This window comes from Brenneria salicis ATCC 15712 = DSM 30166 (genome assembly GCF_003315515.1).
Taxonomy (GTDB): Bacteria; Pseudomonadota; Gammaproteobacteria; order Enterobacterales; family Enterobacteriaceae; genus Brenneria; species Brenneria salicis.
In genome coordinates this window covers 43,873-66,187 of record NZ_QNRY01000015.1, presented here as the reverse complement: position 1 = coordinate 66,187, position 22,315 = coordinate 43,873, and the positions used below count along the sequence as shown (strand labels likewise).

The window sequence follows — 22,315 nt, the reverse complement described above, 5'->3', positions numbered from 1 at the left end:
CACGCCGGGGGCAACAGAATGAATAAGAAAGCAAACAAGACAGTACTCGAAGCCATACTCGACTGGTCGGCTGAACGTCCCCTATGGCAAAGGGATGCGCTGCGCCGGATCGTCACCAGCGGGACTCCCGATGAGGCGGTTGTCACCGACATACTGGCCTTGTGCAAAAAAGAGCATGGGGCCGAAGGCGTTACGTTGGAAGCAGCGGTGCTCGAAGCGGCTCATCTGCCGGCAACCCCAGCTGGCGGCGAATCTATAGCACTGGTTAGCGTCGGCGACATTGCCGGAGTGAACCAACTCGCCCCAGGCCAGACTTTGCCGTTCGAATCCGCGGGACTGACGATCGTTTACGGGCCGAATGGGTCCGGCAAATCTGGGTACGGGCGGGTGCTCAAGCGGGCCTGCCGCGCCCGCAAGGCCGGCGAGATCATGCCTGACGCCTACAACCCGCCGCCGGCCGGCAGGGCGAAGGGTACCTTCACTATTCTCAAGGACGGATCATCCGAACCGCCCGTCAGTTGGACGGACGACGGCAAGCCAGACGCGGTGCTGTCAGCAGTCAGCGTCTTTGATCGGGACTGCGGATCGGTGCATGTGCAGGAGAAGAACGAAGTGGCTTTCAGGCCCTTCGGCCTGGACATTCCCGACGACCTCGCGGGCGTTTGCCAGGCGCTCAAGCAAAAACTGGGCGCTGAAGAAACGCAGCTCCAGGCTGTCCGTGACTCGGTGTTTGAAAAGCCGACATGGAATACCGCCACGCCGGTGGGTGCGATCATGTCGGCCCTGAGCCATAACACCAACCTGGCGGCATTCGAGAAACACGGCGAGATGACCGCCGATGAACGCGCAAGGCTGGCGCGCCTTGATGAGGACCTTCTGAAGAACCCGGCGGACGCCGCCGCCGAACAGCGGCTCTTTGCCGGAAACGTGCGGCAACTGATAGCGACCCTGAACAGGATCGCCACCACCTATGACGACGAACCGCTGGTCAGGCTGAAGGCACTGGCCGACGCGGCAAGAAGTAAGCGGGCAGCGGCCAATCTCGCCGCGCGTGATACGTTCGACGGCCTTGCTATTCCCGGCGTCGGCGCGGAAACGTGGCGCACCTTGTGGGAGGCGGCGCGCCGCTACTCTGAACAAACGGCATATGCCGGTTCAGCCTTCCCGCCTGCGGGCGACGAAGCCTGCGTTCTTTGCCATCAGGCGCTCAGCCCTGAAGCCAAGAGCCGCATGGGAGGTTTCGAGGCGTTCATCCGAGCCGATGCCGAGTCACAGGCGTCAAGCGCCGAGCAGGAATTCACCGATGCGCTTGCCGCGTTCTGCGCTTCGTCGCCAGTGCGGATTTGCGGCGCCTTAAATGCCTCCGTGCGCTTTCGTCTGCTGATGCGCTTGTGCTGCCGCCGCTCACGCCTTCGCCAAAAGCTGAACTGGAGACGCTGGCGGGCACGCTTGAAGCCTATGCTGTAGAGCTTGATGAAGCTGCCGACATAGAAGGTCGCAACAAACTGATCCTGGAACGCGACGCCCTGAAGGACCGGGGGGCGGTTCCTGACCTGCTTGAAACCGCAAAGAAGGAAATAAAGAGCCTGGACGATCTCCGGATACTGCGCGCCTGCATCGCGGACACGGCGACGAACGCCATTACCAAGCTCGGGAATGACATCGCCGATAACGTCATCACCCCGAAGATGCGCGATCAGTTCCAGTCGGAAATTGTCCGTCTCGCTGCGGAAAAAGTGCGCGTGGAAATCGTGCGGTCAGGCGGGCAGTACGGCTCTCCCAACTATCAGGTGCGCCTTTTTGCCAACCCGAAAGCCAAGGTCCACATGGTCCTGAGCGAGGGCGAGCAAACATGCGTGGCCTTGGCTGCGTTCCTCACCGAATTGGCAACGGCGTCTCACAAATCCGCGCTCGTGTTTGATGACCCGGTGACATCGCTCGATCATCGCTGGCGCGAAAAAGTGGCGGAACGGTTGGTCGAGGAATCAAGGGCGCGCCAGATCATCGTCTTCACCCACGATATGGTGTTTGTGAACGACTTGCATGACAAGGGTGCGCGCGAGGGCCTTCCTATGAAGCTCGTCAGCCTGTCGCGCGGTCCTGCCGGTACAGGCATGGTCAGCGAGGGACTGCCCTGGCAGCATGCCGGCATCCGCGACCGGATCGACAAGCTGGAAAAAGCGGCAAGGGAGGCACGCAAGCTCTACGATGCGAACGATGAAGAAGGATATCGCGACACCGCAGTGAAGATTTATGACCGGCTTCGGGCAACGTGGGAGCGCGGGCTCGAAGACGTGGCTTTTGCCGGGGTCATCCACCGGCACCGGGACTATATCGACACCAAGAATCTCAAAAGGGTGACGGTCATCGAAGGCGCGGACGTCGAAACTTTCCGCAAGAACTTCAAGAAGTGCAGCGACCTAGTGGAGGCGCATGACCCGTCGCGCGCGCGAGACGGTGCCGTTCCTCCCCCGGACGATATCCTCGCCGACATCAAAATCCTCGCCGACTGGGCGGAATCGATCAGGGCAAGGCAGAATGCTCTGACCTGATAGCGTGCGAAAAACAGGCGTTCGCCGTTAGGGCGGAGGCGAACAGAAAGAGGGACCGGGCATCTTCGACGAATACGGAGACACGCCCGGCACTCCCCCTATTCCTACAACAGTCCTACAACCCGGCTCGTCGCGACTGTGCCGAGGCGAAATAGGTCTTGCCGCTGTGCCGAAGCCTGCCGCCACGAACGTGCCAGGTCTGAATCCCACGGCGTGACAATCAACTCGAATGAGCCGTCCGCCAGACGACGAAACATGACAGCCGTGTCGGCATATTCGAATCCGCCCTGTGTAGCGGTCGGCAAATTCATTCGTTCCATACGGTTATTGCCGTGCCATGTCAGACGGCGGTCGTTCCATGCGCGCGCACCGCTGCGAAGAACCGGCTCCCCGATCGTCAAATTGTGGGGATAGTCGTATTGCGTGAACACGAAACCAAAAAACCTGTGACCGCCACGAGGAAGTTCAAGCTGGTTGCGTGACCCGCCTTGCAGGGCTTCGCCGTGGATCCACATGGCGCTGTAGTTCGCGGGATTAACAGCGCCCGTTTCGATGGCGACCCTGAACAAGGGCAGCGCACCAACACTAATCGGTGCTGGCGGCGCTACGGGCTGCGCTTCCTGTTCTATTTCTGCTGGCGGCGGTTGCGCCTGCCGCAGCGGCGCATACGCATTTAGCAATTCCTCGGTAAGAGGCGTTGTATCAAAACACGCGCTCGCCATAGCGGCATCGATTGACGCGCGCGGAACGTCCTGCTGAAGCCACGCAGCCGCCGTGTTCACGCTGAACCCGCGACTGGTGAGGTTGGCAGAACCGATCAGCGCGCTACAGCTCTGCGCGTTCCTGCCGAACGTGTAGAGTTTGGGGTGAAATGCCCGCAGCGGCATGAGTGAGCCCTGGGCAAGCCTTTGTGCCCCCGAGACATGCACTGTCGCATTTCCCAATTCTTGCCAATGCCGCAAGGCTTGCGGCTCGGTGAGGCCGAAGTCGAATGATGTTACTAGCGTCTTCGGCATGGCGGCAAACGCCGCAGGGGTGACGGTATCGGCGAGTGCGTTGAGCAGCGCGCGCAATTTCCGCCGGCGTGCCGGCAAGGCCTTTGCGGGGTCGCCCAAATAAGCGTCTGTCGTGCAATGACCGGCGGCAAGGGCAGCAAGTTCCTTTGCCAGACCGGCGATATTCTTATGATCGTCATTGCCGGGGTCGTAAGCGGGCATCATTCGGTATGGCAGTGTATGGAGATGCCGTTCGCCAAAATCGCCTTTCGGGTTGAACGCGAGGGTGGCGTTGGTCAAGGCGACGCTGTTGAGCATGCCCACTTGGAACCACGCTTCCCGCTCATCCGCGACAACCTTCCAGTAGAGGGTCTGGTCAACGACAACATCCTGCGCCTGCGCGAGCGGAACGCACGCAGCGCATATGATCTTGCCGCCGGCACCGGCCAGTATGAGATAGCCATCGGCACCGAAGACCTGCTTGGACAGCTTGCCCCTCTCATCGACGCGCTCTTGCAGTGATTTCCCTTTTCCGACCCGCTTGAGTTTCTGGTTTATCGCCGCGAAGCGCCGTGCCGTCTGGGTAAATCCCTGACGACGGATTTCAGACTCGTCGAGAATGCTCCACGTACCATCTGGCGCGCGCAGCGCCGGCAGGGCCAGGGGCGCACGATGGACACCGAGAACAAACGGAAGCAAGTTTTCCGACTGCGCCATACGGAAGATGAAGCGGGGCGCGACATGGCCGGGAAAGCGTTCGGTGGCCATTTCCTTGGCCGACTTGATCGTAAAGCCCCAGGGGGACGTACGTGTCGGCGTATCGACGCGGTATTCCGCACCTGAATCTTGGATGATGTCGACGCACACGGCTGTGCGCGGCATGAGATCGGCCCCTTGCTGCGGCAGGCGTCCTCCTCCACCGGTCGCCGCCGGACTGCCGCCCTTTTCGAGCACCCATGCGCTCCGCGCCGTGCCGATATTACGGATAGAAAAATCGGCGGTGTCCAGTCCCGCTTCTGTCGCGACGAGACCGGCAAAGGCAGATCGTGGAAGCCCGGTCGTGTCCGTCCTCTTATGGCCGATCAGCGCCGCGCCGGGATATTTGAAGGTTCCGGGTGCGACCTGCCACACCTCGGCAATGTCGAACGGCACGGGACGTTCGCTGTTCAGGAATTCATGCTGCCGCAGCCGCTCGTGATGGTTCCCGTTTAGCACCGTACCCGGCACAAGGCAGGCGACGGAGGCATCCGGCGCGAGATAACGGTCGATGGCATGAAGCAGGTGCATCGTTCCCAGCTCAAGATGGAGAAATGACTGCCCCGCTGGCTGGATGCCGTAGAGCTTTGCTCTGCCTTTGAGCAGGTCCCTGTATGGATTATCGGCCAGCCCGCTCATCGCCAGCCACGGCGGATTGGAAACGAGCCCGTTAAAGTGGCCGGTCAAAAGCCCTGGCCTGTATGTGTTCCGCAGGATAAAGGCCCAAATGCCGTTGCGTCCCGCAACGGCCAGTTCGGCCATGCGATGCGCCAGCGGGTAAAGCGCGGCAGAGAGCTGTTTGTGGAGCTCCGGCGACAGGCTGACGCTAAACGCCGCGATGGCGCCGTCGAGAAAGCTGTCCGAGTCCGCCTTGCTGAAACCCGCAACCGTGCCGCGCCGCTGCGCTTCGCGCGCTTCGTCATAGGCCCAGTCAACGATACGGTCGAAAAAGTCGCGATATGCCGGCTGTACCAGCGCCGTCGGCAGCAGAATCGTCGTACCGTCAAGCGATACGGGAATCGTATCGCTCTCGCCAACCAGCGGCACTGAGGCTGAAACCGGCGTGACGGCGAACAGCGAATCCGCATGATAGACGGGGATTACAATCGGTTTCGTCGCCGCCTTGATCTCGACCGACAGGCTGACAACCCATGTGGTCTTGGCCAGGCTGACGGCCAGCGGGTCAATGTCAAAGCCGGTCGCGACATCTTCCAGCTTGTCGATGGTGGAAAAGCCGAAACGCGCCTTTGTGGCCTTGATGATTTCGGCGAGCATCGTGCCGGACCCGCAGCACATATCGACGATGCGCGGGCTCTCGCCCTCAGGAAGGCCATCGAGGCAGCGATCGGCAAGCAGCCGGGCGAGCCAATGCGGCGTCCATTCCTGACCTAGCAGCTTGCGTTGGCTGCGGCGCGCGAGCTGCGCCATAAGGCGGCCAAACAAATCTTCTTCGGGATACCAGCTGAAATCGTAGGCGTAGAGGTCACGCTGGAGATCGCGGGCCACAGTCACAAGCCGGTCCATGTAGGCAGGCCCCAAAAGCCAGCCGAAATAATCCTGCTCGACGACATTCTCGAGCTGGAAATTGTGACGGAAGAAGTCGCCGTTGAGAATCGCGCGCAGCTCATCGTCCGTGCTCAGCAGTGCTTTTCCTGTCAAGACGTTCGCGCTAAGGAGCCGCGCTAGAATGGTCACGTAGGCTTCATCGACATACGCGGTCGTGCGAAAGGTGCCTGTCGGCCCTTCAAGATGATCGACAAACCGGGACCAGAGTTCGGTTGCCAAGCTGGCTGAGGGCTCGGCCTTCCGCCCCTCGTCCACCAGCGCCGACAAAGGCGCGGCACTGCTTTTGTACGCGACCGAGTCCATGCCTAGATCGGAAGCGAGGAATTCAGCGCGCAAAGGCCGAGACTGTTCGCGCGCCAGATGTTTTCGGATGAATGCGCCGAGCCGTTCGGCGGAGACCGCGCCGTCGTCGGCCAGCTTCAGCTCATCAACAACGACCAGCGAAATATCGGCAGCCGTGCAGGCGGACGGATCGACGCCGGGCGTCAGCACGGCATCATAGGCGTACCATTCGACTGTATCGGACAGCACGCCCCGCACCGTCGAGACCGGCATACCGGCGCGTACGAGTCCTGCGGTCTGCTCCTGCACCTGCGCGTATCCGGTATCGCGTTTCACGTTGTTGCGCAGGTCGGATTCATATTCGATCGTGGTTGAACCCACGAGGTTATCAATGAATCGGGAGGCCGCCTTGCCGGAGGCCATGCCGACCTTTGTGTGCGCTTCCGCGCCTTCTGTATAATTGTTGATCCAGTTTTCATGAGCGGTGTCTGGAAACATCAGCCGCAGCCGGCCCTGGAATTCCGCGCGCAGCACCGCCTCGACATGACCCGCGTCGCGCAGCATGCGGCAACGTCCGATGGTTTCACTTAGGCGGGCTATATCAGCGGTCATGAAGCGATCCTTTGACGGGCAGCACAGACGGCCTGGAGGCGGGTTTCGATATGCTGCGCCGCCGTTTTCAGGTCTTTTTCATTGAGGTGGGGCAGCACCGCGCCCAGGATGAACATGTCGATCTGGTGCTGGGCTGACGGCGCGGATACCGCCAACTGCTGTCCGAGCGCGTCAAGCGTCTGGCAGTCGCTGTCAGACAATACCGGAAGCGGGACCTGACGGATGTGCGTCGCTTCCAGTTTGAGCGCGCCGCCGCCAAGCGGCGTTCCGGCTGATTCCATGGCCGCGCGGCACCAGCTGCTGTTGAACAAGGCGCAGAGTGCGTGACGCGTCCACCGCTTCTGCTCCGGCCAAATCGTCGAGAAATTAGCGTCAATCAAGATCGGCGGCTGCGTATTGAGCGCGACCACCGGCGTCCCGTGATTGATCCGCGGCGTAAAGATCGCGGGCAGATGGCGGGGGGTGAAAGCCGGCAGCATGTACCAGAAACGGGGGATATCGCGTCCGTTGGCTGGCTGACGGATATTGGTGCGAACGGCGGATAGATCGGGGATGAAACGCGCGGGTTCTTTCGGGTCCGGTGCAAGGCGGGCCGCCCGCGTGACGAATGCCGCCAATTCGGCGGGCATGACACAGGGAGCGGATTTGCCACGCTTGCGGTATGTCTCTGCCGCACGCGCCACCGCAGCCTGGTCTTCCGGCAGAACCCACTGCGACAGATCAAGCGCACGGGTCGGAGGCAAGTGACCGCGCATAAAGGCGGGCATATCGGCTTGCCGATGGAGAACGGGCCGTAACGCTTCCGCAGGAACCTGAAACCGCATATCCTGGAAGCTGTCCGATGCTTCAACGGCAACGGTCTTGCCATCATCGTCGCTGGCAAGCTTCACATAGAAAAATCGGTTGCATCCTGTGCGCAGCCCTTGACTGACACGGATACCTGCCTGTTCGAGCGTCTGGAGATGTGCCGGGGCAGCACCGGTGGGCAGCATGTCCCGTAACCCTTCCGGCACCGCCGCCGGTCTCGCAGCGCCAGATGAAAAAAGCGGCAGCGTGTCGCGCCGGTCCTCTGCTTTTTGAAACCAGCCCTTGCGCGCCAGCCGCTGTTCCAGTGTGCGCCATTCCTCTTGCAGCGCAAACGGACGGCTCTCTACGCCCTGCACCTGTCGGGTCATCCCGACCGCCCAGTCTGCGAAGTCCCGCTCTGGTTCCGGTCCGGGAAAAGCGCCGCCGACAAGAGACGCCCCACTGGCCGCCTCCGGCGCAACTTGCAGCCAGCAGGCGGACAGCCATGACGTGCGGCCAGCCAGCGGCACTGCCGCTTCATCCCACGGCAGCCGCCGCGCGACTACAAGGTGCGTGCGTACCAGCGCATCGGAAAACCAGCCGGGCTGCGTATCGGCGACGATGAAATCAAGGCGAAAGAAGCGCAGCAGCAGGTAGCGCACGACATCGGCGTAGTCTCGCGAACGCCATGTGGCGGGAACGACCAATGCCAGGCGGCCCCCCGGCCGCGTCAGCAGGGCGGACAGGAGCCAGGACGGCACCGAGAGATCAGCAAGGCCGGAATACCCTTCAACGAGCGTCTGCCAGAGCGCCCGCTCGTCGCCTGATACGCACGCGTCCACGACAGCGAAAAGGCCCCGGCGTACGTCATCAACGCCCGCGCCATCGCCGTTTTGCGACTGATAGCGCACGTAGGGAGGATTGGTGATGACGAGATCGTAGCCGGGAGTATGCAACGCGGCGACATTTGAAGGATCGAAAGCACTGCCGGTGACGATGCGGGAGCCGGTGACAGCGCCATCTTCCTCCAATGTCGTCGTTCTACGGCCGCAGAAGGTGGCCGTATTCGGATCGAGCTCTATGCCGTCCAACCGGTCGATCTGAAATCCCCGCGTCCGCGCCGTCATCGCGGCAGCGTCGAGCAAGTCGCCGTGACCGGCCATCGGGTCGATCACGGCGCGGCAATCCTGATCGAGCGCAAGATGCGCCAGAAGAGTTCCTAGCGGCAGGCCGGTGAAAAACTGCCCTAGACGTTTCCGCTGGGCCGGAGGCAGGCTTTCCTCAAAGGACCGGGCTGAGGCCCTGATCGCGCCGACAGCGTCAGTCGCCGGCACTACATAAAACTCCCGGCATCGATTGTTCCGCGTACCAGCGGTAGAAGACATCAGCGTCGAGCGGCACTTGCTTGTGACGGCTGAGGAAGTGCGTCACGAGCCGCGAGTAAAGCCTCTGTGCGGTGACTTCGTCCGGGTCATGCGCGGCGGAAGCGGCGCGATGCAGGGCTGTGGCAACCGTCCAGACACAATCGTCCCCTTCGGCTTTCTTAACGGCCTTGCGGCGCGGTCCCAACAGAAGCACGGGATCACCACGCACGGCCCCCTGCGTCGTGACTTGCTTGAAGCTGCCCTGCTTCTTGTCGAGAACCCCCGCATATTCGACATCAAACCCGGCATCCTGATAAGCGCGTTGCAACGCATTCCACACGTCGGCGGAAGCAGAATGGAATACCATTGTGGCCTTGCCGGATGGCTTTAATATCCGGCGCGCCTCTCTGAACGACCGGGTAAGCAGCTCCTGGTATTCGTTGATAGATTTGTCCTGATCGGGACTGACAATGTGGCCTCGTCCGTCCGGTCAGTGAATCTCTTGAGCCACGCTTCGTTTATGAAGCTGAGTTCCGCGTACGGTATATTGGCCCCAAAGGGCGGGTCAGTGAACACATAGTCGATGCTCCCGGAAGGCAGTCCGACTTTACAGCTTGAGCCTTGGACGACTTCGACCTTTCCGCTGCTGCCGTAAATGATCTCAAACGCCTGCGAAATCGTTGTCAGCTTACGCCGCAATCCAGCAAAGAAATTCTTCTCGACAGGCAGGCCGCTAACATAGAGAACGCCGGGCTGCGCGCTGGTGACAACCAGGTCTTTCTGATCGGATTTTGCCACGACGCGCGTCATGATCGTGCCGTGGGCCGCGTTGTAGCTCAGCAGCCAGAATCGCAACCCTTCACGGAGTGCCCCGCGATAGGATTCCACGCGGTCCCACATGCGAGCGAAAACGATGAGATTGCGCCGCGTGTAGAAATGATGAACGTGCGTAATCCCCTGATGGTAACCCTTCCGATAGAGGTCGCCCCACGGAATGAGCGCCTGCGGCACGGAAGACGGGATCGGTTCGGCATCTATCTTTTTTAGAAGGGCCAAGTCAGCGGCTGTGGCCGGACGAGACCAGCGCTTTTTCCCGGTTGCACCATACACACGGGCCATGGTTCGTCCGCGCAACGCACGCTTCTCGCCCAGAACGTCGTCGCGCTCCTGAACAGTGACCCGCTGCACCTGATCCATCGGACTCTCATGGCGGCATTTCGGACAAGAGAAGTTCGAGGAAATTTCCGCCGGGTCGAGTGAAACGCATGCATCCCACAACGCGACGACGCTGTTGCAGCCGGGGCAGCGCAGATTGTCGCTCCAGATCAGATGCCGGATAGAGCCCTTCGCACCAGACGGGTCGCGCGCCTCGTACATCCAGCCGTCTTCGCTTTCGGCGGCGGTCAGCACATCTTCGGCGGCCTTCCTGAAGGCAACGGGATCGGGCGGATTGGTCAATGTCCGCCCCACAAACGCGCCGAGCGCGCCCAGTTCGTACAATACGGCATTGCGGGGGCACCCCACTGTACATTCAAGCCCAACCGGACCGCTTCGGCGCGCAGTTCGTCCGTGGGCCTCTCGCAAAGCAATGCGGCCAGGCCGGTGGTTCCGCTACCCCCGAATCCGTCGAACACGGTGTCGCCGGGTTTTGTGTGGGCGGCGATATAGAGGGCAATCGCTTCCGGCGAGATTTTTGTCGGGTACGGAAAGGCCCCGTAAAGGGCACCGTTGCGCTTTGCGGCCAGCGGCCGCCGATACAGCGCGTCCAGGGACTTTTCCGGCATCGACGGCACGGATCTGCGTGGCCTGGGCTGAATGTATGGCATGCGATCGGACTCCCCCGGCATTTTCATTTGTGTCATGTGCGCTCCGGTGCCGCCGGTCGCTTTTCGGGCGCCGGCCGCCCCAATGCCCGCGACGGCTGATGATGCCGACGCAAATATTCGTTGATAGCGCGCCGTATGACCCACGAAATGGACACATCATCCTTGTTCGCGAGCGTGTTCAGCGTGTCGTAGTCTCCCGGCGTGACGCTAACGGTGACCCGGGGGCCGAGCTTTTTTGATCGTTCACTCATGGCGGGCCTCCTGATGTTCCCCTATTGTTCACCTTAGCGGAATGTGATTCGAGTTGCAACACAGTGCATCACTTTGACTCGCAGGAAAAGACTGTTCCTCTGCGTTTTCATAAGCTTCGGTTTGCCCCCCTTCCGCACATCGTCCTGAACGTGCGGTGATCAGGGAAATAGGATTTCAGGCTTCAGCAGCAAGTACCCTGATCCGATCCATCGGCCCGACCTCCACTCCGCTCTGGCCGGGGCTGTTCGCTAAGGGCTCCGCCCTCGCGGCGGGCAAGAGCGGCCGGTCGGTCTCCCCAACCTTCCTCACGGATCAAGATTTGCCATCTTGCGAATGACGGGAATCCGTTCGTGCAGGCTGGGTGATCCCCCTCCGTCCGCCCGCTCTTGCCCTCTGCTACCCCAGTCTCGCCGACGGGCAGGGTTTCAGCGCGGCGCTCCCGCTGCGCGGAAACCCAAGCCCAATAGGAGCAAGATCATGACGACCATCGCCATCGAGACGACCGCCACACCCGCCGCTGTGACCGTGACCGGCACAGAGGTGTTCATCCCGCTCAACAAGCTCAAGAAGCATCCGAACAACGCCCGCAAGACGCCGCACAGCGAAGCGTCCATCGAAGCGAAGGCGGCGAGCATCCACGCCAAGGGCATCCTGCAGAACCTCGTGGTGGAGCCGGAGCTAGATGCGCACGGAGCTGCGACCGGCTTCTATCTGGTCAGCATCGGTGAAGGCCGCAGGCTGGCACAGTTGTTGCGCGTTAAGCGCGAGCAGATCAAGAAGACCGAACCGATCCGGTGCGTCATCGACACCGTGAACGACGCCAGCGAAATCAGTCTGGACGAGAACGTCACCCGCGAAGACCTCTCGCCCGCCGATCAGTTCGAGCGCTTCCGGGAGCTTGCCGAAACGCGCGGCTGGGGCGCGGAGGAAATCGCCGCCCGGTTCGGCGTCACGGCCCCTGTCGTGCGGCAGCGGATGCGTTGGGTGCAGTCAGCCCCAAGCTGATGCAGGTCTACCGAGACGGCGGGCTGACGTTGGAGCAGTTGATGGCCTTCGCCATCGTGGACGATCCGGCCCGGCAGGAGCAGGTCTACGAGAACCTGTCGTGGAACAAGGACCCCTCGACCATTCGCCGCGACCTGACCCGGCTGCACATCGCGGCGACGGATCGCCGGGCGACCTTCGTCGGCGCGGAGGCCTATACCGAAGCGGGCGGCGTGATCCTGCGCGACCTGTTCACCGAGGATCGCGGCGGTTTCTATGAGGACGCGGCACTTCTGGACCGAGTTGTCATCGAGAAGCTGGACGAGATCGCGGAAGCTGTGAAGACGGAGGAAGGTTGGAAATGGGCTTCGGTCCATATCGACTATCCCCACGGCAACGGGCTGCGCCGCGCCTATCCGCATCCCGTGGCATTGTCGGAAAAAGACGAGGCCGCCTATGCCGCCGCGCAGGGCGAATATGATGCGCTGACCGAGCAGTATGACAGCGCCGAGGAACTGCCCGACGACGTGGATCAGCGGTTCGGGGCGCTTGAAGCCGAGATCGAGCGTATCGACGCCCTGCGTCACGCCTATGATGCCGACGAGATCGCGCGCGGCGGTGTGTTCGTCATCCTGTCCCATGATGGGGAAGCCCGTATCGAGCGGGGCTTCATTCGGGCCGAGGACGAGAAGCCGGAACCCGAAGAGGATGCGGGCGGCGAAGGCGGCAGCGTGGTGGACGGCGTTCGCGTCAACAGCGATGGCGAGATCATCGAAGACGGCGACCATGATGCGGACGGCGACACCGTTCCCGTGTCGGAGGCCGAGGACGAGGACGCAGGCGATGCAGGCAAGCCGCTGTCGGACGTTCTCATCCGTGACTTGACCTCGCACCGGACGCTGGGCCTTCGCCTTGCCCTTGGCGAGCAGCCGGATATGGCGCTGATCGCCGTCACGCATGCGTTAGCGGTGCAGACCTTCTATCGCGGTGTGGACGCCGCTTGCCTCGAAATCCGCCCGACCAGCAGCTATCTCGCTTCTCACGCGGACGGCATCGAGGACACGGCGGCGGGTAAGGCGCTTGCGGATCGTCATGCCGGATGGGCGGCAGATATGCCACGTGATGTGGCGGACCTGTGGGGCTTCATCGCCGGTCTGGACCATGCCAGCGTCATGGCGCTGTTTGCTCATTGCGCCTCCCTTACTGTCAACGCGGTTGAGCAGCCTTGGGAGCGCAAGCCCCACGCCCATGCGACGGCCGACAAGCTGGCGACGGCGGTGGCCCTCGACATGACCGCGCATTGGACGCCGACCGTGCGGACCTATCTCGGCCGCGTCACCAAGGCGCATATCCTCGCCGCCGTGCGCGAAACCGTCAGCTACGACGCGGCGGAGCGGATCGCGGGCTTGAAGAAGACGGAGATGGCGGAAGCCGCCGAACAGCTTCTGGCCGGGACTGGATGGCTCCCCGGTGTCATGCGGACCGTACCGTCCGCTTGGCTGGACGGCCAAGATGGTGACGCCTTCCAGATCGCCGCCGAGTGAGGATCGGGCCGGGATCGCATCAGCGGTCCCGGCCTTTCTCCCATCCGATACCTCCGAAATTCCGGTCGCGCGGTGTTCACCGCGCTACCGGCTGACCTCGACTGTCCGATGACGGCCACCGTCTTCGGCGCTATGGAGAACCGTCATGATCGCCGTGATGTTGATGAGCGTAGCGCTGATCGCAGGACTGAGCGTCCTGGCCTATACGCTCGCCGTCTATGCGCTGCCCTTCATGCTCGCCGTCGAAACGGCGCGCTTCGCCTACGCCACCGGTTCCGGCCTGATCAGCGCGGGTCTTGTCGGCCTTGTCGCCGGGGCCGCAGCCTATGGCCTGTTGATGTTTGCCTTTGCGTCCCTGCGTTCGCCGGTCCTGCGCCTGATCGTAGCGCTGGTCTTCGCTGCACCCGCCGCCGTCGCGGGCTACGCCCTTGTCCACGGCGTTACGCGCGAGGCCGTGCCGTCCGAAATCTGGCGGCAGATATTCTGCATCATCGGCGGCGGTTTGGTCGGCATATCGGCGCTAATGCGATTGTCGGCACCGTTGGATACTAAGTCGAGTTGACGCGGCGCAAGCCTTCTCTTTTTGAGCAAAGTTTGCGATAAATCCGACGACCCTAAACGCTAGAGGGATTAGCAACGAATGACTGCGCCCCTTCTAGAATGGTTTGACCTCACAAGAACCATTGCCGTCGCTGGATTTTGCATCTCAATTGTCAATTTATATTTTACGTGGCAGGGGCGTAAGCTCGCGAATGAACAAGAGAAGCGCCGCCTTCCTCGCTTGGTCCCATCGTTGGTCAATGGATATTTCCAAGATGCTAAAGATGGCAACGGTCGGGTCTATGCCTTCCTCATAACAGTGACGAATCCGACCGACAGTAACAACGCGGTAGCGGAAGTGGATCTCTCGATCACGTACCTAACAACGGATCGGGTACAAATGACGATGAAAATTCGAGCCAACGAGCGCTTAGCCCCGTCCTTTGTAAAAGGACAAGACGAGACCCTTGCTGTTCCCGCATCAGTATCGGCACACAATGCGATTTCAGGATGGCTTCGCTTTCATATCCCAGCCCCTATGTTGCTCGACCGAGATATAGAATCCTATCGCCTAATACTGACAGACACGCACCGCGAGAACGTCAGCGTTGCCCCAATCTTGGTGCAGGAATATCGCGATGAGACTTAGACCAAAGCGATACTCTGCAGTTAATATGAACAGCGCAGAGGAAGCGCAGGTAGTGCCGATAGTTGGCGACGCTGCAATCGCGACTGTCGGTACGGGGCATGGACGGCTCATTCCTTTAATTATTTTGGATGCGACAAAGCGTCCCGACTTGGCTGAAGTCATCCGAGTGCAGGCACATTTTCCAGCAGGCGATGTCGTGGTCCAATGGGGAGGCCTGCCGAAGCGTCCCGATCACGTCGCCCTCTTTCTCCGGTTTCAGCGTCCAACGGAACGGGCCGCCGTAATAGAGTTCGATATCGCGAAACAAGGCATTCTCGTCGAGCACATACTTCAGTCGAATGCGCTATATATCCAATCTGGAAAGGTTGGAGACAGATTGATACATGATCTCAATCTGCCAAAGATGATTTTGGAAGTTCCGGATACCGGATTTCGAGCGCATTGGGACAAGTTGTATTTTGATGGAGTCTTTAAGCGTATGAGAAAAGAAGGGCTCGGGCGCAGTAGGGCGAAAGAGGTTGCCCGGACCTACATCGAAAAAATTCGAGAGTTGGCACGCTTTAGAATGAAGTAAAAATGCAGGCGTTGCCTTACGGGCCGCGCTTTCGGCTTCGCCGGGACCACGCGAAAGGCGCGTTTCCGCCGTTCGGCTTCAATCGCTAACGCGAAGAGCGGCGGTTGGTAGCCCTTCCGCTGATGGAGCCTCGCTCGGGTGAGCGAAGGCATGGAGACATCCGCGCGCAGCACCTACGGCAGGACCATGAGCCCGTAATCTCCGTTCTCGGGATCGACATTTTCGGTCGGGTAGTGCGCGCGCAAGTTTGGATTGCCGGTTGGTGAGAACGGTCACGTTGCGCCATCGGTGATCGTCTCCGGCCCGCCAACCATGGCGCTGCGAAGAACGTGAAGATCGGGAAGCGCCATGTCTGCTCATGGGAGATGTGAAGGTCTTGCCGTCGAAGGTTAGGCGTAAGATTGACGCGAGCTGATATACACCGCCGTAGTCGGGTCCGACACGGAGGCCGATCGCCACCAGTGCCGTGTTCCTCTGTTTCCCTGACAGCCACGCCACGGCGTCCTCGAATGGATCGGGTCTGACCGAAGACCGGCTGCGCCTCACTCGTCTTCCCGCAACGTCCGTCGCCAGCTTTTTTCCGCCGCCTGCGGCTTTGCATCGCGAAGCAAAAAAGCCGTCGCCGCACGCCTTCCACTGCGTTCCAGCCCTCCGGGTGCGGGGCCGATCGTCCCCGGTCGCACGACCACCATCGAGGTCGCGATAGGCGCGGCCGGATGCGAAAAGGAACACGGCAATGGCGACCATCGGCACCTTCACCAAGAACGACAACGGCTCGGCTGGCTTCACCGGCGCGGTCAAGACCCTGACCCTCAACGTCAAGACCGTGAAATTCGTCCCGACCGAGGGCGACAGCGAGCGCGGCCCCGACTTCCGTATCTTCGCCGGGGCCACGGAATTCGGCGCGGCCTGGAAGAAGACCGCCCGCGAGACGCAGCGCGAATATCTCTCCGTCAAGCTGGACGATCCGAGCTTCCCGGCACCGATCTACGCCAGCCTGGTCGAGGGCGAGGACGGCGAAGGTCACAATCTCATCTGGTCCCGCCGCAACGGCGACTGAGACCGGACATCTCCCGAAGCCCCGCTCGCCCGAGCGGGGCTTCGTCATGGTCATGGCCGCCACCACCTGTCAGGAAATACGGCGATCAGGATGTAGCGTTTTCAGGGTTTGCGGCTTTGCACATCCCGATCAGCTCCTGATGCCCGGCGCCCGCTGGCGCTCATGCCTGGCGGGTCTGGCTAGGGGCGCTGCCCCCGCGCGGTGCAAGGGATCGCTGACGCTCGTCCGGGCCGGTGTCCCCGGCCTTCCTCCACGTCGTTCCTCCGTTCCGTGCAGGCCGGGTGATCCCCCCTCCGGCCCGGCCGCCCTTGCACCTTGCTACCCCGGTCTCGGCGACGGCCAGGGTTGCAGCGCAGCGCTGCGCTCCAACCCAGACCCCACGGAGACAGATCATGTATCATCAACTCGCCACCCGGTTCGGCCGCAACAGCCACCAGATCAGCGGACGCGAAGCCCTCGACAACGAAGCCCTTTACCGACACGTCCCGTCCGTCTTCGCCCGCGAGGCTCATGACAGCCGGTCGGACCGCTATGTGTACGTCCCCACCATCGAGATCGTGGGGGGGCTGCGGAAGGAGGGATGGTTTCCGTTCTTTGCCGTGCAGTCCGTGCCGCGCGACGACAGCCGCCACGGCCACGCCAAGCACATGCTGCGCCTGCGCCGGGATGACGGCATCGGCAAGCCGGAGGCGGCGGAAGTCATCATCGTCAACAGCCATGACGGGACGTCGGCGTATCAGATGTTCGCCGGGATGCTGCGCTTCGTCTGCACCAACAGCATGATCGCAGGCGAGCGCTTCGAGGAAGTCCGCGTCCTCCACAAGGGCGGCATTCAGGATCAGATCATCGAGGGCGTCTATACGGTCGCGGAGGACTTCCCCCGTTTGATCGATGCGACCGAGACGATGAAGGAGACCCGGCTGTCGCAGGACGAACAGCGCGTATTGGCCGAGGCGAGCCTTGTCGCTCGCTATGGCGAGGACGAAAGCCCCGTCCGCCCCGATCAGATCATCGCCCCGCGCCGCCGCGAGGATGTCGGGCAAAGCCTGTGGAGCACGTTCAATGTCATTCAGGAGAACATGATACGCGGCGGGTTGGAGGGGCGGCGCACCAATGCCGATGGCCGTATCCGTCGCAGCCAGACCCGCGCCATCAACGGCATCGACCAGAATGTCGGTCTGAACCGTGCGCTGTGGACGCTGGCCGAAGGGATGCAGCGCCTGAAACGCGGATGATCGTGGAGCCGTGCAGCCGGGTTTCCAGCTGCACGGCTTTCCCTGTCTGCGGCTGTCCGATTTTCCGCCGATCCGCGGACCCGGATCGGCGGCGCGGCCGTGTCGTCGCCACGGCCGCCGCTCGCCGGGCTGCGCCCGGCTCGCCAAAACACGTCCGCAATGTTAAGTAAAAATTCACCAATATTGATCGCTTTGCGCGATCTAAATATCCGATAACGCTGACTTCAAAGCATATCTCAAGCTGTGGACACTTCGTCTTTCCAGCGCCGATCCCATGCTGGAAGAAAAGAGGTGACGCCATGCCGAGTTCTGATTGGCGCGCGCCGGCCGCCTATGGACATGCTCGGAGCATTCCCGCCGCCGGCTTTGCTTGGGAGTATCTGCGTCGCGACGAAGAGTATCGCCGCGACTTCCATCGCCTGAAGCAGAAACCGCGCCACGACACCGGGGCGCAGACCGCGTTCGCTAACCGCTGGGGGTTGCGATTTCGCGGCGGACCCGGACCAGCCCGCCGATCGGGCCACACTCTTCTGGGCGCCCGCGCTTCAGCCTGACGCCTTCGAACTCTGCCCCTCGGGTGATCCGCCCGGTGACTTCGCCATGCCCATCGTGCTGCCGGGGCTTCCCGGTCTCTCTGCACGAGCGGCCGTCGACAGAGGCTGGCACGGCCTATGGCGCGGATCGGACGGGGAGCATCGCTTCTGGCTCGCGAACGCTCCGCCCGAAGGTCCGACAGGCTTCGTCGTCATCCTGCCGCTCGACACGCTGTTCGAGTTGCGCGCCGAAGCCGCGTTGCGCTTCTGGCTGGCGCTGGCCGGACGCCCGCCCGGTGACCGGCGGCACGACCTTCCGTCGCAAACTCGCGATCGGCACGTCCTGATCCTGCGCGCGCTCGACGCAAAACTGGCCGGCGCCAGCTATCGCGTCATCGCCGAGGCGCTGCTCGGCTTTCGCGGTCGGTCGAAGAATGACTGGGAAGTCAGCCCGTTGAAGAACCAGGTCCGCCGTCTCGTCGCCGACGGCCTGTTCTACATGCGCGGCGGCTATCGCGAGTTGCTCCATTATCCCGTCCGCCTGCCACGCCGCCGCTGAAGAGCGGCGTAGCCTGCGCTTGAGCCGACACCTCCGGGGTGCCGGATCGTCAACCCTTTGAGTCCGGCATCGGGTGCCGAATTCACACCCCCCTGATTCCGGCACGCTGCAAGCCGCCGATCCTCCGCCACGGTTCGCCATAGCCCGCTGTCGCCGCCGACAGCCGCCGAACCCGACCCGGAGGTCCAATCATGATCGACCCGAAGACGGGGCTGCCGCCCCGATTCCTGCGCACGCCCGATGCGGCCCGCTTTCTCGGCATCTCGCTACGGACGCTGGAGAAGCACCGTACCTACGGCACCGGCCCGACCTATCGCAAGATCGGCGGGCGCGTCGTCTATGCGCTGGAGGATCTGCAAGCCTGGACGGCGGTCGCCGCCCGCAAATCCACCACCGACAAGGACGCCGAGCGGGTCTTTCCGGCCCGTCCCCTGACCCCCGCCGAGCGGGGCGCACGCTGAATGTCCGGCGGTCCCTCCCACGACGCCGCACGGCGCGCGCAGCGCCTTGCCGGCAGCGAGCGGGCGCGGCTCGATCCCTTCGTCGTCGCGACGGGCGATGCCAGCCCCCGCGACCAGCGCGACCTGATGGAGCGTCCGTTCTTTTCGCTCGCCAAGGCCAAGCGCGTGGCGCCGATCCTCTACGAATCCGGCGGCGTCCGCGTCGAGGTCTTCGCCATGCCCGAGCATGGCATGGCGACCATCTGGGACGCCGATGTGCTGATCTGGGCGGCCTCGCAGATCGTCGAGGCCGAGAACCACGGCCTGAAGACATCGCGCTTCCTGCGCTTCACGCCGTACCAGCTCCTGATGGCGATCGGCCGGGGAACGGGCGCGCGCGAGTACCGGCTGCTCAAGGGCGCCTTCGCCCGCCTGCAATCGACCGTCATCGCCACGACCATCCGCCATGGCGAGCACTGGCGGCGGCACCAGTTCTCCTGGATCAACGAATGGGAGGAGATGACCACCCATGACGGCCGCGTCGAGGGCATGGAGTTCGTGCTGCCCGACTGGTTCTATCGCGGCGTCATCGACCGCTCGCTGGTCCTGACCATCGACCCCGACTATTTCCGGCTAACCGGCGGCATCGAACGCTGGCTCTACCGCGTCGCCCGCAAGCACGCCGGCCGTCAGGTCCATGGCTGGGTCTTCGAGGTCGCCCATCACCACGAGAAGTCCGGCAGCCTGGCGCGGCCGTCCGACTTCGCGCTCGACATTCGCCGCATCGTCGCCCGCCAGCCGCTGCCCGGCTACCGCCTCGACATTTGGCGCGAGGGGCGGCGCGAACTGCTGCAAATCCGGCCCTCCCGGTTATCCACAGTGCCTGTGGACGAGGCTGTGGAAATGCTCGTGACTTCGGGCGCAAACGGTATCGGGACTTCGGGCGCAGGACTATCGGGATTTCGGGCGCACGGACCGCAGTTAACACTTTGTCCCGAAACGCAGAATCCGACCGCTAACTTAGAGTTTAACCAAGACTCTAACTCTTTGTCTTTGACGCGCGCGGGCGCGAGCCATGGTGCCGGTGCCGCCGGACGATCAAGGCGGGTGCCATGATCGTCGCCCTGCTCAATCAAAAGGGCGGTGTCGGCAAGACCACGCTGGCCCTGCATCTCGCCGGAGAATGGGCGAGGACCGGCCATCGCGTCACGCTGATCGATGCGGACCCGCAAGGCTCGGCGCTCGACTGGTCGCAGCAACGGGGGCGTGAGGGCCGCCCACGGCTGTTCGGCGTCGTCGGCGTGGCCCGAGACACCTTGCACCGCGAGGCTCCCGAGCTGGCGCGCCATGTCGATCATATCGTCATAGACGTACCGCCCCGCGTCGCCGGGCTGATGCGCTCGGCTTTGCTCGCCGCCGATCTCGTGCTGATCCCGGTGCAGCCGTCACCGTTCGACGGCTGGGCCTCGGCCGAGATGCTGGCGCTCCTGACGGAGGCGCGCATCTACCGGCCCGAGCTTGCCGCGCGCTTTGTGCTCAATCGCTGTGGCGCACGCACCATGATCGCCCGTGAGACGGCTGAGACGCTGGCCGACCACGATCCGCCCTTGCTCGCCAGCACCATCGGCCAGCGCGTCGTCTTCGCAGACGCCGCGCAATCCGGGCGGCTCGCATCAGAGATCGATGCCGACAGTCTCGCTGCGCGCGAGATCGCCGCGCTCGCCGCCGAAATCGGCAGGTTCGCACCATGAGCGAACGATCCCCGAAACGCGGCTTTGCGGCACGCCCAGCCGATCCCGAGAGCTGGATCAAGGCGAGCGAGCCGTCATCGACCCGCGCGGGCGGCGGCACTGCGTTCTCCGCCCGGCTGACGATCGATATCGCGCCGGAGCTGCGCGGCCGCATCAAGATTGTGGCGTTCGGGCGCGGGATCACCGTCGCCAACATGCTGCGCGATCTGCTCGCGCGCGAATTTCCACCCACCGAAGGAGACCCCTCATGACCGGCAACGCGGCTCCCCGCGTGCGCGGCGGCCCCGTGCCGTCAGCGCTTCCATCTGACAGCCTGACCCGCGTCGAACTCACCCATGTCGAGAAGAAGATCGAGAACTGGATCAGGTTCGGCCGTGAAGCGCATGAACAGATCCTCGACCGTCGCCGCCGCGTCTTCGCATTCCGGCCGGACACCATCTTTGCCTTCGTTCGGTGGGCCTCCAACGACTTCGGCACGATCATTTCGCGCATCGATATCGTGCGCGCGGTGGAGCCGCATGAACCGTATCAGACGCTGCCCTTCGTGCGTCCCGGCGGTGACATCCTGCTGAAGATCGAAGGCTGGCCGAAGGTCGAACAGGTGCTCCGCCACATCGACGCCATCCAGGCGATCGGCCTCTACGACATCGATCCGCCGGGCGATCTCCCCGGCGATCTCATTGTCCCCGATCTGGTCGCGGTCGATCCTCCAGAAGCGCTCGCCGAATTCATGGTGGAGCGCGGTTATATCGGCCGCGGCGTGCCGCTGCTCAAGCGCGTCATGGCGCTGCCGGGGCAAGAGGTCTGCCGCGTCCGCCGCACCATCACGGTCGATGGGATCGAGCTTGGCGCGGCGCTCGACCGCGACCGGACGGGTCGCGACCTGCCGGTCTGGCAGGGCTGCCGCCGCATCGCCGGAGACGAGATTTTCCTGATGAATCCGGATGTCCGCGACAGCCTCGACGGCCGCTATTTCGGTCCGATCCCGGTTAGCGCCGTCATCGGCCGCGCAACGCCGATCTACACCGACGAGGACGGCGATGGCCGCTTCGTCTGGCGCGCCGCGACACGCTGACGGCGCACCGCACCTCGTTCCCAACCCCAGCACAGGAGACTTCCATGCCGCAGATCGGCCAGTTCACGCGCGAGACGACCGGCTTCGTCGGGCGCATCCATACCCTCACGCTTTTCCGCGAACTCACTATCGTTCCGGCCGAGCCGTCCGATGCCGAGAATGCGCCGGATTATCGCATCCATCACGGCGCCGACGACGGCCCGGAGATCGGCGCAGGGTGGAAACGCACCGGCGAGCGCGCGGGCGAATATATCTCGCTGCTGATCGACGATCCGGCCTTGCCGCAGCCGATCCGCGCCAACCTGTTCCGCGACGACGACGGCGGAGCCGCCTGGTCGCTGCACTGGACGCGCCCGGTCAAGCGCGCCGAGCGGGAGTGA

General features: G+C 62.8%; 24 protein-coding genes. 17 read left to right on the top strand and 7 right to left on the bottom strand.

Features of this window, described 5'->3' with window-relative positions; all coding sequences use genetic code 11:
* Positions 1 to 18 precede the first annotated feature (18 nt).
* Positions 19 to 1,467: an AAA family ATPase gene (locus tag DES54_RS18895; RefSeq protein WP_240634982.1), complete on the top strand. Its 1,449-nt coding sequence runs from the start codon at positions 19 to 21 to the stop codon at positions 1,465 to 1,467.
* The gene (locus tag DES54_RS18890; RefSeq protein ID WP_240634981.1) at positions 1,392 to 2,552 is read left to right on the top strand and encodes an AAA family ATPase; all 1,161 of its coding nucleotides are present in this window, start codon (positions 1,392 to 1,394) and stop codon (positions 2,550 to 2,552) included. The genes DES54_RS18895 and DES54_RS18890 overlap by 76 nt, the downstream gene beginning before the upstream one ends.
* Positions 2,553 to 2,656: 104 nt before the next feature.
* On the opposite strand, the gene DES54_RS08775 is transcribed toward DES54_RS18890, so the two are convergent.
* From DES54_RS08775 to DES54_RS08760, 6 genes are read right to left on the bottom strand one after another with little or no spacing between them, the layout of a single operon-like run.
* Entirely contained in the window at positions 2,657 to 6,763 is a 4,107-nt protein-coding gene (locus tag DES54_RS08775) for a restriction endonuclease PLD domain-containing protein (protein ID WP_113866512.1), read from the bottom strand.
* A complete protein-coding gene (locus DES54_RS08770) occupies positions 6,760 to 8,883 on the bottom strand; it encodes an Eco57I restriction-modification methylase domain-containing protein (protein ID WP_113866510.1) in 2,124 nt (707 codons plus the stop codon). Before DES54_RS08770 ends, DES54_RS08775 begins: the two co-directional genes overlap by 4 nt.
* Positions 8,870 to 9,280, bottom strand: coding sequence for a hypothetical protein (locus tag DES54_RS18690; RefSeq protein ID WP_205680208.1), 411 nt, complete (start codon positions 9,278 to 9,280; stop codon positions 8,870 to 8,872). The genes DES54_RS08770 and DES54_RS18690 overlap by 14 nt, the downstream gene beginning before the upstream one ends.
* Positions 9,281 to 9,300: 20 nt before the next feature.
* Positions 9,301 to 10,413 carry a hypothetical protein gene (locus tag DES54_RS18685; protein WP_205680207.1) on the bottom strand — a complete coding sequence of 371 codons (1,113 nt, stop codon included), beginning with the start codon at positions 10,411 to 10,413 and terminating at the stop codon, positions 9,301 to 9,303.
* Positions 10,368 to 10,775: a DNA methyltransferase gene (locus tag DES54_RS18680; RefSeq protein ID WP_205680206.1), complete on the bottom strand. Its 408-nt coding sequence runs from the start codon at positions 10,773 to 10,775 to the stop codon at positions 10,368 to 10,370. The genes DES54_RS18685 and DES54_RS18680 overlap by 46 nt, the downstream gene beginning before the upstream one ends.
* Positions 10,772 to 10,990: a ribbon-helix-helix protein, CopG family gene (locus tag DES54_RS08760; protein WP_113866508.1), complete on the bottom strand. Its 219-nt coding sequence runs from the start codon at positions 10,988 to 10,990 to the stop codon at positions 10,772 to 10,774. The genes DES54_RS18680 and DES54_RS08760 overlap by 4 nt, the downstream gene beginning before the upstream one ends.
* A gap of 478 nt (positions 10,991 to 11,468) precedes the next feature.
* Between DES54_RS08760 and DES54_RS18675 the strand changes: the two genes are divergently transcribed.
* The 5 genes from DES54_RS18675 to DES54_RS08740 all read left to right on the top strand — a co-directional run bounded on the left by DES54_RS18675 (position 11,469) and on the right by DES54_RS08740 (position 15,282).
* Positions 11,469 to 11,996, top strand: coding sequence for a ParB/RepB/Spo0J family partition protein (locus DES54_RS18675; protein WP_205680205.1), 528 nt, complete (start codon positions 11,469 to 11,471; stop codon positions 11,994 to 11,996).
* A complete protein-coding gene (locus DES54_RS08755; protein ID WP_205680204.1) occupies positions 11,972 to 13,519 on the top strand; it encodes a hypothetical protein in 1,548 nt (515 codons plus the stop codon). The genes DES54_RS18675 and DES54_RS08755 overlap by 25 nt, the downstream gene beginning before the upstream one ends.
* Before the next feature lie 145 nt (positions 13,520 to 13,664).
* Complete coding sequence (locus DES54_RS08750; RefSeq protein ID WP_113866506.1) at positions 13,665 to 14,081, top strand: hypothetical protein; 417 nt, start codon at positions 13,665 to 13,667, stop codon at positions 14,079 to 14,081.
* Positions 14,082 to 14,159: 78 nt separating this feature from the next.
* Positions 14,160 to 14,708 carry a hypothetical protein gene (locus tag DES54_RS08745; RefSeq protein ID WP_113866504.1) on the top strand — a complete coding sequence of 183 codons (549 nt, stop codon included), beginning with the start codon at positions 14,160 to 14,162 and terminating at the stop codon, positions 14,706 to 14,708.
* 25 nt (positions 14,709 to 14,733) lie between these two features.
* A complete protein-coding gene (locus tag DES54_RS08740) occupies positions 14,734 to 15,282 on the top strand; it encodes a hypothetical protein (RefSeq protein ID WP_205680203.1) in 549 nt (182 codons plus the stop codon).
* 542 nt (positions 15,283 to 15,824) lie between these two features.
* Here the strand turns inward: DES54_RS08740 and DES54_RS08735 are convergent.
* Complete coding sequence (locus DES54_RS08735) at positions 15,825 to 16,019, bottom strand: hypothetical protein (RefSeq protein ID WP_113866500.1); 195 nt, start codon at positions 16,017 to 16,019, stop codon at positions 15,825 to 15,827.
* On the opposite strand from DES54_RS08735, the gene DES54_RS08730 reads away from it, so the two are divergent.
* The 10 genes from DES54_RS08730 (at position 16,019) to DES54_RS08685 (ending at position 22,315) form a co-directional block, all read left to right on the top strand.
* Positions 16,019 to 16,342, top strand: coding sequence for a DUF736 domain-containing protein (locus DES54_RS08730; protein WP_113866498.1), 324 nt, complete (start codon positions 16,019 to 16,021; stop codon positions 16,340 to 16,342). The two genes, DES54_RS08735 and DES54_RS08730, sit on opposite strands and share 1 nt — an antisense overlap.
* Before the next feature lie 392 nt (positions 16,343 to 16,734).
* Complete coding sequence (locus tag DES54_RS08725; protein ID WP_113866496.1) at positions 16,735 to 17,577, top strand: DUF932 domain-containing protein; 843 nt, start codon at positions 16,735 to 16,737, stop codon at positions 17,575 to 17,577.
* A gap of 299 nt (positions 17,578 to 17,876) precedes the next feature.
* Complete coding sequence (locus DES54_RS19275) at positions 17,877 to 18,131, top strand: transcriptional regulator domain-containing protein (RefSeq protein ID WP_113866495.1); 255 nt, start codon at positions 17,877 to 17,879, stop codon at positions 18,129 to 18,131.
* A gap of 46 nt (positions 18,132 to 18,177) precedes the next feature.
* A complete protein-coding gene (locus DES54_RS08715; RefSeq protein ID WP_113866493.1) occupies positions 18,178 to 18,669 on the top strand; it encodes a DUF2285 domain-containing protein in 492 nt (163 codons plus the stop codon).
* A 191-nt stretch (positions 18,670 to 18,860) separates the two neighbouring features.
* The gene (locus DES54_RS08710) at positions 18,861 to 19,130 is read left to right on the top strand and encodes a helix-turn-helix transcriptional regulator (protein WP_113866491.1); all 270 of its coding nucleotides are present in this window, start codon (positions 18,861 to 18,863) and stop codon (positions 19,128 to 19,130) included.
* Positions 19,131 to 20,225 (top strand): replication initiator protein A, encoded by a 1,095-nt coding sequence (locus DES54_RS08705; RefSeq protein WP_113866489.1) that lies wholly within the window; start codon positions 19,131 to 19,133, stop codon positions 20,223 to 20,225. It begins immediately after the preceding gene.
* A complete protein-coding gene (gene parA / locus DES54_RS08700) occupies positions 20,222 to 20,860 on the top strand; it encodes a ParA family partition ATPase (protein ID WP_113866487.1) in 639 nt (212 codons plus the stop codon). Before DES54_RS08705 ends, parA begins: the two co-directional genes overlap by 4 nt.
* Positions 20,857 to 21,111 carry a hypothetical protein gene (locus tag DES54_RS08695; protein ID WP_113866485.1) on the top strand — a complete coding sequence of 85 codons (255 nt, stop codon included), beginning with the start codon at positions 20,857 to 20,859 and terminating at the stop codon, positions 21,109 to 21,111. The genes parA and DES54_RS08695 overlap by 4 nt, the downstream gene beginning before the upstream one ends.
* Positions 21,108 to 21,935, top strand: coding sequence for a DUF2840 domain-containing protein (locus DES54_RS19365; protein WP_113866483.1), 828 nt, complete (start codon positions 21,108 to 21,110; stop codon positions 21,933 to 21,935). The genes DES54_RS08695 and DES54_RS19365 overlap by 4 nt, the downstream gene beginning before the upstream one ends.
* A gap of 44 nt (positions 21,936 to 21,979) precedes the next feature.
* A complete protein-coding gene (locus DES54_RS08685; RefSeq protein ID WP_113866481.1) occupies positions 21,980 to 22,315 on the top strand; it encodes a DUF736 domain-containing protein in 336 nt (111 codons plus the stop codon).

Excerpts from the sequence above, each read along its gene's own strand:
- DES54_RS18680 (WP_205680206.1), bottom strand. The coding sequence starts at position 10,775 with ATGACACAAATGAAAATGCCGGGGGAGTCCGATCGCATGCCATACATT.
- DES54_RS19365 (WP_113866483.1), top strand. The coding sequence starts at position 21,108 with ATGACCGGCAACGCGGCTCCCCGCGTGCGCGGCGGCCCCGTGCCGTCA.
- parA (WP_113866487.1), top strand. The coding sequence starts at position 20,222 with ATGATCGTCGCCCTGCTCAATCAAAAGGGCGGTGTCGGCAAGACCACG.
- DES54_RS08715 (WP_113866493.1), top strand. The coding sequence starts at position 18,178 with ATGCCCATCGTGCTGCCGGGGCTTCCCGGTCTCTCTGCACGAGCGGCC.
- DES54_RS18690 (WP_205680208.1), bottom strand. The coding sequence starts at position 9,280 with ATGGTATTCCATTCTGCTTCCGCCGACGTGTGGAATGCGTTGCAACGC.
- DES54_RS08695 (WP_113866485.1), top strand. The coding sequence starts at position 20,857 with ATGAGCGAACGATCCCCGAAACGCGGCTTTGCGGCACGCCCAGCCGAT.
- DES54_RS08745 (WP_113866504.1), top strand. The coding sequence starts at position 14,160 with ATGACTGCGCCCCTTCTAGAATGGTTTGACCTCACAAGAACCATTGCC.
- DES54_RS18895 (WP_240634982.1), top strand. The coding sequence starts at position 19 with ATGAATAAGAAAGCAAACAAGACAGTACTCGAAGCCATACTCGACTGG.
- DES54_RS08740 (WP_205680203.1), top strand. The coding sequence starts at position 14,734 with ATGAACAGCGCAGAGGAAGCGCAGGTAGTGCCGATAGTTGGCGACGCT.
- DES54_RS08725 (WP_113866496.1), top strand. The coding sequence starts at position 16,735 with ATGTATCATCAACTCGCCACCCGGTTCGGCCGCAACAGCCACCAGATC.
- DES54_RS08730 (WP_113866498.1), top strand. The coding sequence starts at position 16,019 with ATGGCGACCATCGGCACCTTCACCAAGAACGACAACGGCTCGGCTGGC.
- DES54_RS08750 (WP_113866506.1), top strand. The coding sequence starts at position 13,665 with ATGATCGCCGTGATGTTGATGAGCGTAGCGCTGATCGCAGGACTGAGC.
- DES54_RS08705 (WP_113866489.1), top strand. The coding sequence starts at position 19,131 with ATGTCCGGCGGTCCCTCCCACGACGCCGCACGGCGCGCGCAGCGCCTT.
- DES54_RS18675 (WP_205680205.1), top strand. The coding sequence starts at position 11,469 with ATGACGACCATCGCCATCGAGACGACCGCCACACCCGCCGCTGTGACC.
- DES54_RS08775 (WP_113866512.1), bottom strand. The coding sequence starts at position 6,763 with ATGACCGCTGATATAGCCCGCCTAAGTGAAACCATCGGACGTTGCCGC.
- DES54_RS08685 (WP_113866481.1), top strand. The coding sequence starts at position 21,980 with ATGCCGCAGATCGGCCAGTTCACGCGCGAGACGACCGGCTTCGTCGGG.
- DES54_RS19275 (WP_113866495.1), top strand. The coding sequence starts at position 17,877 with ATGCCGAGTTCTGATTGGCGCGCGCCGGCCGCCTATGGACATGCTCGG.
- DES54_RS08760 (WP_113866508.1), bottom strand. The coding sequence starts at position 10,990 with ATGAGTGAACGATCAAAAAAGCTCGGCCCCCGGGTCACCGTTAGCGTC.
- DES54_RS08710 (WP_113866491.1), top strand. The coding sequence starts at position 18,861 with ATGATCGACCCGAAGACGGGGCTGCCGCCCCGATTCCTGCGCACGCCC.